This window comes from Bacillus sp. NH11B, from assembly GCF_001884205.1.
Classification (GTDB): Bacteria; Bacillota; Bacilli; order Bacillales; family Bacillaceae_G; genus Bacillus_A; species Bacillus_A proteolyticus.
This window is the reverse complement of the sequence record NZ_MAOG01000137.1, coordinates 1-11,272: the sequence shown is the minus strand read 5'-3', so window position 1 is coordinate 11,272 and position 11,272 is coordinate 1. Positions and strand designations below refer to the sequence as shown.

At 32.2% G+C, this 11,272-nt stretch carries 9 protein-coding genes and 2 pseudogenes; 3 read left to right on the top strand and 8 right to left on the bottom strand.

Features of this window, described 5'->3' with window-relative positions; all coding sequences use genetic code 11:
* A partial coding sequence (locus BAU27_RS31330) for a collagen-like repeat preface domain-containing protein (protein ID WP_139254689.1) occupies window positions 1-512 on the bottom strand: 512 nt, incomplete at its 3' end.
* Window positions 513-1,002: 490 nt separating this feature from the next.
* On the opposite strand from BAU27_RS31330, the gene BAU27_RS25770 reads away from it, so the two are divergent.
* Window positions 1,003-1,266, top strand: coding sequence for a DUF4183 domain-containing protein (locus tag BAU27_RS25770; protein ID WP_071772404.1), 264 nt, complete (start codon window positions 1,003-1,005; stop codon window positions 1,264-1,266).
* A gap of 64 nt (window positions 1,267-1,330) precedes the next feature.
* On the opposite strand, the pseudogene BAU27_RS25765 reads toward BAU27_RS25770, so the two are convergent.
* Window positions 1,331-1,737 (bottom strand): annotated as a pseudogene (locus BAU27_RS25765) (DUF4183 domain-containing protein); the annotation flags it as partial.
* A 498-nt stretch (window positions 1,738-2,235) separates the two neighbouring features.
* A complete protein-coding gene (locus BAU27_RS25760; protein WP_071745902.1) occupies window positions 2,236-2,793 on the bottom strand; it encodes a helix-turn-helix domain-containing protein in 558 nt (185 codons plus the stop codon).
* 117 nt (window positions 2,794-2,910) lie between these two features.
* On the opposite strand from BAU27_RS25760, the gene BAU27_RS25755 reads away from it, so the two are divergent.
* A complete protein-coding gene (locus BAU27_RS25755; protein ID WP_071745901.1) occupies window positions 2,911-3,495 on the top strand; it encodes a LysE family translocator in 585 nt (194 codons plus the stop codon).
* 547 nt (window positions 3,496-4,042) lie between these two features.
* Here BAU27_RS25755 and BAU27_RS25750 read toward each other — a convergent pair.
* The 4 genes from BAU27_RS25750 to BAU27_RS25735 all read right to left on the bottom strand — a co-directional run bounded on the left by BAU27_RS25750 (window position 4,043) and on the right by BAU27_RS25735 (window position 9,763).
* The gene (locus BAU27_RS25750) at window positions 4,043-5,839 is read right to left on the bottom strand and encodes an ABC transporter ATP-binding protein (RefSeq protein ID WP_071772403.1); all 1,797 of its coding nucleotides are present in this window, start codon (window positions 5,837-5,839) and stop codon (window positions 4,043-4,045) included.
* A complete protein-coding gene (locus tag BAU27_RS25745; RefSeq protein WP_071745899.1) occupies window positions 5,832-7,586 on the bottom strand; it encodes an ABC transporter ATP-binding protein in 1,755 nt (584 codons plus the stop codon). The genes BAU27_RS25750 and BAU27_RS25745 overlap by 8 nt, the downstream gene beginning before the upstream one ends.
* Before the next feature lie 344 nt (window positions 7,587-7,930).
* The gene (locus BAU27_RS25740; protein WP_071772402.1) at window positions 7,931-8,815 is read right to left on the bottom strand and encodes a GNAT family N-acetyltransferase; all 885 of its coding nucleotides are present in this window, start codon (window positions 8,813-8,815) and stop codon (window positions 7,931-7,933) included.
* A gap of 258 nt (window positions 8,816-9,073) precedes the next feature.
* On the bottom strand, window positions 9,074-9,763 hold the full coding sequence (locus BAU27_RS25735) for an MOSC domain-containing protein (RefSeq protein ID WP_071772401.1): 690 nt from the start codon (window positions 9,761-9,763) through the stop codon (window positions 9,074-9,076).
* A gap of 259 nt (window positions 9,764-10,022) precedes the next feature.
* Between BAU27_RS25735 and BAU27_RS25730 the strand changes: the two genes are divergently transcribed.
* Complete coding sequence (locus BAU27_RS25730; protein ID WP_083596167.1) at window positions 10,023-10,973, top strand: LysR family transcriptional regulator; 951 nt, start codon at window positions 10,023-10,025, stop codon at window positions 10,971-10,973.
* Window positions 10,974-11,203: 230 nt separating this feature from the next.
* Here the strand turns inward: BAU27_RS25730 and BAU27_RS25725 are convergent.
* Window positions 11,204-11,272 (bottom strand): annotated as a pseudogene (locus BAU27_RS25725) (heterocycloanthracin/sonorensin family bacteriocin); the annotation flags it as partial.

Sequence of the window (11,272 nt, the reverse complement as noted above, 5' to 3'; positions counted from 1 at the left end):
GTTGCTCCTGTTGCTCCTGTTGCTCCTGTTGCTCCTGTTGCTCCTGTTGCTCCTGTTGCTCCGCCTCCTGGAGTAGCACCAATTAGTTGTGTTAATAAGTTTAATAGAAGTTGTAAACTCGCAGGATCAATAATTAAAGAGAAGAAGAATGGTGCAAGAGCACTGTAGAATTGTTGTAGTAGGGAAAGTAATTTGCTTAAGTCTGGATTAGGTGATTGTAGTACATTGATAATACTTTGAATTAATTGTTTTAAATAATTACCTTCTGGAGAAGGTGGTAATTCATTTAGCAAATTCAATAGTTGAGTAAACAAATTGAGTAAAGCCAATCTGTTTGCATCACTTGGATTTGCAAAAAACGCTGCAATAGCCGAAATTAAAGAGTTTAGTAAAGTGATTAATCGTCCTAATTGCTCGCTATTAATTGGGACTGTTTGTGGATTATTACAACAATCTGGTGTAAAAACTATCGGATTGCAGTTATTATGACCAAAACAATTATTATGTGTCATTTATTTCCTCCTTACTTTTCTTATATTTGAGTGTTTTCCTATTATAAGAAACATAAAATTGTAAAAAGAGTTGTGTTATATATTCACTTAATATAGGAAACATGAATTATAATTAAACTTTAAAATGTTATTTAATTATGTTCATGACTCACATATTAATTATATGTTTTTAATAATTAACTGCTTAGATTAAACACCTAAACTTAAGAGTTTATTTTATTTTTCCACGTTTATCTATTAGGTCCAAAAGAACATTTTCATTTAAAAATTAAAACACAAATAAATCATTAGCATATATTCCGCAAGTAACAACATCTTTTTTTCAGATAATTAACAATGATATCTTTACTAATCTTGTGTTCCCTCTATAATCATGAAGCCGTTTCTATTATAAAAAACTTTCATACAATATAGTGGACAAGTTATTCTATACTTCGTTAAAAAAAATAATTAAAGGAGTGAAAATTAATCGCCAATCATTCAACCATTCATGGCTTCTAGGAGATTTACATCTACACTAGGAGCTGCAACAGGTGTAGCTTTTGCGATTGCTGCAACAGCTTACTTAAATGATGCCGACACTACTGCAACTGCCTTTCAGACTTTTACGTATTACACTCTCTATATAAACGGCATAATTCAACCTAGCGTGAACTCCAGTATCACCACAGGTCCTACTGGTGCTATTACAATTCCTGGCGGAGATGCATTAGACGATGGAATCCCAATAACAATTGAATTTATCGTCACTTAATTTTAACTAATGTAATTTAGAACAAAAAAAGACAGATTCCTTTTTCCATTAAGAATCTGTCTTTTTAATTAATAATAATAAATTGTAATATTATTGATGACCTTGCGATGGTGGTTGATTATCCAATATAGTAAGTTGACCAGTACTAACTTGATATAATGGTTGCGGTTGAAGTATTCCATTAATAAACAAATTAATATATGAAACCTCACTAGGAAATAATATGTTAGTTGTACCATATTGAGCTATCCCATCTGTATCTGTAAATATAAGTTTTTCTCCATCTGCAAAAGTATAATATAATAAAGTGAAACTTTAATCAGTGGGGTCTTACTGCCCGTTAATGCGGGATTAATTGGTTGTTGTTATGGGGCCAATAACCTCAAATTCTCCGGTCGCTCCTGTTAGACCTGTTGGTCCCGTTGGAATATAAATTGGGGGAAGAAATAGAAATGTAGGTCCAATATTTCCAGGTTCTATCATAGCTTCATTTATTGATAATTTATCATCACGCTTCAATTATTCGGCATATTATCCATCGTTAATTTAGTTGAAGGTGGTTCAACAGGTACCTCTCTAACAAGTATACGAATCGATTAAAAAATGATTCATTCTTTTTTAATAAACATTTTTAGATACTAAACTAGTAACTTTCACGACAGTGATTAAGAAACAAAATCACATCGCACTATATTCATAGTAGTAACTATCTTTACTAAATTTTCCGTATATATATTATCAATTTACACTGCACCCATGCTGATGTTACATTAAATAAGAAGACAATTTCTCCTTTACGAACCATCTCAATACGTATTTGAGAAATATTCTCCAATCCTATACGCGAGGGCAATACTGTGTTGACACTCAAACGAGTGTCTTTTTTTGTAAATTGTAAAAAGTAAAACCATCTCTTTTAGATGGTTTTATCAAAACATATCTCTTTATATTCTAAATAAAATAGCAAGTTTATGAAGCTGGATAATAAATGGTCATACTTAACCGAGTTACTATTCTTCCTGAATTTTTATAAGTGTGAGGTCTATCCGCCTTAAAGCGAATTGAATCTCCGCTATTTAATTTGTATTGACAATCATTTATTTCAATTGTCAATTCTCCTTCAAACACCGTTATAAATTCTTCCGCTCCTTCTTTATGCGCTTCCGAACTTAATTTCCCTTCTGTTTCAATTTCAACCGTATAGATTTCAAAGTTTCTTTCATCTTGAAAAGGAAAAGAAGGATACACTTTATATCTCCCATTGTCTTCAGACAATACTTGCACATCATTTCGTAAAACTACTTTCGTATCAGCCTGTGGATTATTGATTAAAGAGGTAAAAGACACTTTTAAACCATTCGCAATCTTCCATATTGTTGTTAGTGTCGGGCTTGAATCTCCTCTTTCAATTTGTCCAATCATGGTTTTACTCACACCTGTTAATTGGGAAACCTTTTCTAAACTTAATTTTTCTTTCTCACGTATTGCTTTTATATTTTTCGCCAAAATAAGTTGAATTTCTTCCATAAAAAAACACCCCTACACTATATACAATATAACGACCGTTATGTATAATAAAAAGCACACGTTATATTGTTCTTTTTGGTCATTATAACACACGAAAAATACTTAGGGGGTTTTGAAATGCCTATATTTTCTTTTTTAATATTTGTTTTTATAAGTAGCTTCACACCCGGCCCTAACAATTTTTTAGCTATGACATACGCAAATCAACTTGGTTTGAAAAGGAGCATGCAATTTTGCTTTGGAGTAGCTTTCGGTTTTTTCCTCCTCACTTCTTTATGTAGTTTCTTTAATATCGTACTAATTAATATTTTGCCCAAAATCGAATTACCTTTAAAAATTTTAGGAGTAGCATACATGCTATATTTAGCTTTTAAAATACTCACTAGTAAAGGTAGTACAGATCCCGATGAAAAAGATAATAAAAACTTATTTACAGTGGGGATTTTTCTTCAGTTTGTTAACCCGAAAGGGATATTATTCGGACTGACTGTAGTTTCTACTTTTATTCTCCCTTACTACAATTCATATTCCAGTTTTCTACTTTTTTCATTATTTCTAGGTGTAGTCGGTTTAATGAGTACATGTAGTTGGAGCCTGTTTGGTTCAATGTTCCAAAAACTATTATTAAAACATACTCAATTATTTAACATCATTATGGCTGTTTTATTGGTTTTCAGTGCTATATCAATCGTTATAAACTAGCTCTATACTCCTTCTGGTTACTTATAAACTATCTTTCTATATATTATTAAAACTTAGATTGTTTTTAATAGTAATATTTCATAGTTCTAATTCATTCATGGGATGGGGTGATACTCTATATACCATTTATGACATATCGAAACGCACCAATTCTGATATGTCATAAATGCTTAAAGTTTTTACCTAGTCATCTCAAATCTCCCACCTATTTATTGAACTCTGTTCTATTCACTCCTTAAGGGGGGAGTTTTCTGCAAAAAAAATAATAACGTATAGCTTTAATCAAAGCGGATTTTTGTTCATTTCCCACTAAATATAAGCTGAAACCAAACTGATTTTCCCCAAAAATAACAAAGCAACAAACACCGAACCAATCTTGCTTCAAATTTACACAACTTCATAACACCAGCCTTTATAATCAGGCCAAACTCTTTTCACCTAGTCTGCAAAAGGACGCTGTTAAAACATTTAGTGAAAGACTTTTCGGGTGGCAATGTTTGCAAATATAAAAAAATGAGGTTTCTCTTTTCTAGAGAAACCTCATTTATTATATTTTAAACTGACTCGTATACAGCTCAAAGTAAAATCCTTTATCTTCCATGAGAGTTTCATGATTTCCACTCTCTAAAATACTTCCATCTTTTACTACAAGTATTTGATCTGCTTTTTCAATCGTTTTCAGTCGATGAGCGATTACAAAGCTCGTTCGCCCTCTCATTAAATTATTTAATCCTGCTTGAATTTGTAATTCTGTTCTCGTATCAATATTAGATGTCGCTTCATCGAGAATTAATATATCTGCATCTGCTAAAATTGCTCGTGCAATCGCAAGAAGTTGTTTTTGCCCTTGACTTAAATTTGAACCTTCTGAAACAATTTCTGTTTCATATTGATCCGGTAAATGTTTAATAAAAGAATGCGCCGATGCTGCCTTAGCTGCATTAATTACTTCTTCATCACTTGCATCTAATCGTCCATAACGGATATTATCCATAATCGTCCCAGCAAATAAATACGTATCCTGTAAAACAACCCCTATTTTACTCCGTAAAGAATTAATATCATAATCCTTTATATCTTTTTCATCAATACTAATTTGTCCTTTTGAAATATCATAAAAGCGAGTTAGCAAATTTATAATTGTTGTTTTTCCTGATCCAGTTGGACCGACTAAAGCGATTGTTTCCCCAGGATTCGCATCAAGACTCACATCTTTTAAAATCATGTTGTCCTGTTCGTATCCAAATGAAACGTTCTCAAGCGTAACGCGCCCTTGTAAATTTTGTACAAGTACTGCGTCTTTTTTATTTTGAATCTCTGGTACTTCATCCATAATTTCGAAGACACGTTCTCCGCCAGCAACTGCCGCTTGAATCGTATTCATTAACGTTGCAAATTGACTAAGCGGTCTTGCGAACTGACGAGAATAGTTAATAAAAGCAGCAATGACACCTACTGTTGTCATTCCGTTTAATACCATAACTGATCCAGCTCCAATTACAAGCCCCATTCCTAAGTTATTAATAAAGTTCATACTCGGAAAAATAAATGCTGAAAAGGTTTCAGCCTTCGTTGCTGAAATTCTTAGCTGTTCGTTAATTTCATTGAAGTTATGTACGGTTTCTTTTTCTTTTCCATATAACGTAGTTACGTCTGCACCTGTAATAGCTTCCTCAATAAATCCATTTAATTCTCCTAAATCCCTTTGACGCTTCGCAAAGTTTTTCCCACTATAAGCAACAAGTTTTTTTGTAACGAAAAACATAATAGGTACCGTAATTAAAGTGACAATTGCTAAAATCCAATCTAATGAAAACATCGCAATTGTTACACCTATAAACGTTAACGCTGATGAAATGATTTGCACAACACTTTGTGTCAAAGCTTGATTTAAGTTATCAATATCATTTGTCACACGGCTCATTAAATCACCTTGAGAACGTACATCAAAGAATCGTAGAGAAAGTGTTTGGATTTTCTCAAAAATATCTTGTCGTATTTTTTGTATTGTTTTTAATGCAACATTAATCATGACAAATGTTTGTAACCATGTTAACAATACGGTTATCCCATATATTGCAATGAGTAGCATGCACATTCTCGCTGTCCCGCTTAAATCCTTCGGTACAATATATTCATCAATGATGACCCCCATATAATATGGCCCAAGTAAACCGAGTAATGTCGTGATGAATACAAGAATAATAACGAACATAAGTGATGCTTTTTGATACCCCATATAGTTCCATACTCGCATTATAGTTCCTTTAGTATTCTTTGCTTTTCCCTTTTTCGGATTATTACGTCCACCTTTATTTCCAAATTGTCCTTGAAAATTACGCACGCTCTTCCCCTCCTTCTTGCTGCAGGTTACCACCTTGGGAAAGATAAATTTCCTGATACACTTCACAAGTTGCCAATAAAGCCTCATGCGTACCACTTCCAACTAATTCACCGTTATCCAGAACGAGAATTTTATCAGCATCTATAATAGAGGATATTTTTGATGCGATTAAAAATGTCGTTGTGCCACTATATCTCGACCTTAATGCTTCTTGTATTACAGATTCTGACTTCGCATCAACTGCCGATGTAGAATCGTCTAATACAAGAATAGATGGTTTTCTCACTAAGGCTCTTGCAATAGATATACGTTGTTTTTGACCGCCAGATAGATTGGTTGCACCTTGTGTTAAGTTATATTGATAAGAGTCTTCCAGCTTATTGATAAACTCAGTCGCACAAGCAGATGAAGACGCTAATTCCAATTCATCATAAGTGGCATCTTCTTTTCCATAACGTAAATTCTCTTCTATACTGCCTGAAAAGAGAAGTGCCTTTTGTGGAACGAAGCCAATTGAAGCACGAAGTTTTTGCAAATCGTACGCTTTCACATTAACATCATCTATACATATTTCACCTTGATCAACATCGTAAAGTCGCGGCAATAGTTTCGCCAATGTAGATTTACCACTTCCAGTAGATCCAATAATCCCTATTTTTTCACCTTTACGTACAGTAAATGAAATATCTTTTAAAACATATTCATTATTTTTCGTATAACTATAACTAACATTTTTAAACTCTACATTACCATCCACTTGCTTTGGTTCATATACGTCGCCTTCAGTTGTAATGTCAACTTCAGTATGTAAAACTTGTTGTACACGATCAGCTGATGGAAAAGCACGGGCAATTTGAATAAATACCATACTAATAGACATAAGTGACATTAAAATGATATTTAAATAATTAATGAAAGCTAAAATGGCCCCTACTTGGAGTGTACCATTAAAAACTTTCTCGCCACCAATCCATAAAGTTGCTACAATCCCGCCATTTACAACTAGCATAATAATTGGCATCATCAATGAAATAATTTGTATAGCACGAATATTTATTCCAGTTAAATTTTTATTTACTTTCTCAAACTGTGAGATTTCATATTTTTGTCTTACATATGCTTTTATAACACGTACACCGGATAAATTTTCTTGTAGCTTTGTGTTTACTTTATCTAATGCTTCTTGTACTCGTCTAAATGAACCGCTCGCTTGACTTGCAATCAATACAATTGCAACTAATAAAACGGGTACGACAACAAGTAAAATAGGAAATAGGTCTCTCGCTGTTACGAAGACTATAATGATACTTCCAATAAATAATAACGGTCCACGGACAAGCACACGTAACGTCATCGTCATCGCCGATTGAATGGATGTAATATCATTTGTAACAATCGTTAATAATTTTCCTGTTCCAAATGAATCACGATTTTTGCTAGAAAATGTTTCTATTTTCGCAAACACATCTTTTCGTATGTCTGTAGCGAAATTAACAGCAGCTTTTGTAGAATACATCATACAACCAAGTCCTCCAACTAAACCGATCGCTGCTGCTCCTATCATAAGAAGCCCCATTTTTATTACATAATTCAAATCCCGATTTGCAATTCCAACATCAATAATATGTTGCATAATTGTCGGTTGAATTAAGTCCATCGCAACCTCAAGTACCATAAATAGCGGTCCAATAATAGCGAAGAACATGTATGGTTTTAAATACTGTAACAACTTGCGAAATGATTTCATACATAATCTCCTTTTTTATGAAATTACCATTGAATAATTCATATTCCTCCTTATCTAAACGATATAGTCTAGAATTTCTTCATTACTTCTATTATATTATGCAAATTAATATTTAACATTATTAAATGATAAGCACTAAAGACTTTCCGGTCAATAAATGTGCTTTATCTTACGTAAATACAAAAACCGCATTCTAAAGAAAAAGAATGCGGTTCTTTATTTATATTTGTTTAATTGTAAAACTCAATCTTAAACCTATTATTTTCAGATGGATTCCACATGTAAAATCTTATTTTAATACGATTATTACCTTTATCCTTCATCAAAATCATCTAAATGAACATTTAAAAATCCGTTAAAACTGGGAATCTATACCCTTTTAAATCTAATTCTTTATTACTCCGAACCATTAAATACTTACTAGACTGTAATTCTGTATATTGTACCTCATCAATCCCTAATTGATCTGGGCAAAAGTAAAATTCAACCTCTGTAAATGATTCAGAGATTTCCTCACATAATTCATCTAAAATCGGAAGTACTGGAGCAAATACTCCATATAACTTTAGCTTTTCATTTTCTACTTCATAAACGATCATCGCATCTAGTTTCTTAGAATAATACAATTTCTCATTCCACTTTAAGTCATACATTTTCAAATAAAACGAAGATCGATAATTTATTGTCGAAAACATATTAGAAAGCCTTTGACCATTTTCAATTATTTCATTTATTAAATTTCTATCCTCTTCATTATAAAAATCTAACTTTCTAAGTATAGAATCTTTATTATTCTTTTTATCATGTGGTATAGTCATCAGATATTCCTGCACAATTTGAAATCCAAATGGTTTATATAGTTCAGGGGTTTCTGTAAACAAGAAAGCACATTCACATTGCTTATCAATTTCTTCTATCATCTTATTAAGCAATTGTGTCATTAGTCCTTGTCTACGAAAATCCGGATGTGTCATTACTGATTGAATACCCGCTGCATTTATTTTTTCACCATTAATTAGTAACGGAAGTGAAAACGCCGCAACATTTGCAATCACTTTATCATCTTGTATAAATGATAAAGCTTTATATGTATAATCCCAATATCCTTTCTCTGAAAAATCATGTAATGTTTGACTTGTAATCCCAAACACTTCTTCAAATAAAGGAAATAACTGCTCTCTTTTCGGTTCTTCTAATAGAAGATTTGCAATTTTTTCAATACTCCCCATGTTGTACCTCCATATGTCGATTCCATTAAATTAGATAAACTTATAAGACCTACCCATAAAATAATAGGCCTTACAAATCAATATAGTATCATAAAACATAAAAAAAGAATCTAATTAATTTTATGTTTTGACTCTTTAAAAATAAGTCGAATAAACCAATATTAAGTTTTTTTGAATATTAATAAGTTTATTATATAAAAATATCGCTTTCTAATGAGTTTTTACTAATAGAAATGCACCATTTATAAAAATATTTATTTAATCTTTAGTTCCTTCAATCCTCTCCTTCGTATTAATTTCTTCTCCCCTTATTCGTTTTTCAAATGTCTTTCTCCAACTAGTAGAAAGCGCATGTACTTCTAAAATTCTTTTTAGTCCTTCCATATTTTGTTTTTCTTTATGCATGATACAATTAGCAAACGCTACTGTAATACCTTTCGAATCAGACTTCAGCAATTTTAACGTATCGACTGGTGATACCCATCCTTCTTTTAATACGCGAAAATAAAACCCTGTATATCCTGTTTCTTGAAAATACAATGGTAACTTTGGAACATTGTATTTCTTAGCTAGTTTAAAACAAGGCTGTCTTGGCTGCGTCACTTGTACTATCGCTTCTCCAAGTTGAAACGTATCACCAATACAAACATCCTCTTCGCGCATACCGCTAACTGTTATATTTTCTCCGAAGGCTCCATATACAAGGTCTTGACTCAATTCTTTCTCCCAATATCCATAATGTTTTCCCGAATACACACAAACTGCTTTATCCACTCCACCATGATGAAGTAAATCCGCTTGGCCATCACCTTTAAATTTTACAAACGATAAATATATAGGCTCCTTTGTTTCAACTTTATTTATGCCTGTTTGAATTAGCTTCCCTCCATATATAACCTCTTTTGGCAATCCTATGTTTAGAGATAGTATTTCATATTCTTTATTCATCCTTATCGCTCCTCTTGCTTATTTTACATATAAAGACGTTAAATGCTATATTCCTGTCGGTAAACCGCCTCATACCTTTTTTTGAAGTACTTGTGAATAATTCCCTGTTAATACGTTCGATTTCAACAATTCTGCTTCACCTCATCTAATTTTTATAATCAATCCATTTCTGATAAAGTGATTATAAATCTCATAAAACTATTGTTCAATTCAATTATTTATATAATAATGATAGGTATATCCTATGATTAAATTTGAGGTGATTCCAATCGAATTACGACAACTAGAATATTTTTTAGCTGTTTCGAAAGAGTTACATTTTACAAAAGCGGCTGCGAAATTAAACATTTCACAACCTTCACTAAGTCAACAAATACGTGCATTAGAACATGAAGTGGGAATGCCGCTTTTTGATCGAATTGGTAAAAAAATATCTTTAACTACGGCAGGAAGAATTTTATTATCACACGGTAAAACAATTTTTCATGAAGTCGAACAAGCTCGTTCTGCCATTCAAGATTTAAATGGATTACAGCACGGCTCCTTAACGATAGGATCTTTGTTAACCGTAGTAAATTATTTACTACCACCAACTATTTTAGGTTTCAATAAGCAATATCCAAATATCGAACTTTCTGTGTTGGGACTTCGTACAGGAGAGATTCGTGAAAAATTATTACAAAACGAACTAGATATTGGCATTACTTTTCTCCCGGCGCAAGATAAAGAGATTATTTCTATCCCTCTATATAAAAGTGAACTTACATTAGTCGTGCCAACCGGCCATCGATTAACTGAACGTGATCATGTATCTATTGCTGAATTACAGAACTACCCTTTAATTCTTTTACCTAAAAATTTCTTTTTAACCGAACTAATTACATCTCATTGTCAAAAATTCAACTTTACACCTAAACCAATTTTAGAAATTAGTACGATGGAATCTTTAATTCAAATGGTCTCAAAAGATATGGGAATTACAGTATTACCAAAACCTTATATTGATTTTTTGCAAAGCGAGCACATTCAATCTATTAAAATTGAAAACCCCACTCCAACAATAGATATAGGACTTATTTATAGAAAAGATAAATACATGTGTGCTGCTACCCGAGAATTTATTGAACAACTAAAGTTAACAGTACATTCTCTACAAAACATAAAAAGAGATTATCCTATGCAGCCGTTACACAACGACCTATTAGAATAATCTCTTTTTATAATGATATAAAACATTACATTTTGTGGTTTCTTTTCTAATAACCTATTATTCATTATAAGTGCTTAATTATTATCGTTTTATTAAGCTACACATCAGCGATGTTTTATGTCTATTTCGTATAGGTGTTAGCACATTTTTTAAAAATTATATAATGCTTTACAAAGTAGGAATCCGTTTCTATCAATCTTTTTTCAAAATGGATTCCTTTTTGTCTCTTATCAATATTCAAATGTTACGGTAGTACCATTAAAACCATCAAAACAATTAGAGCAATTAGAGCAACCACC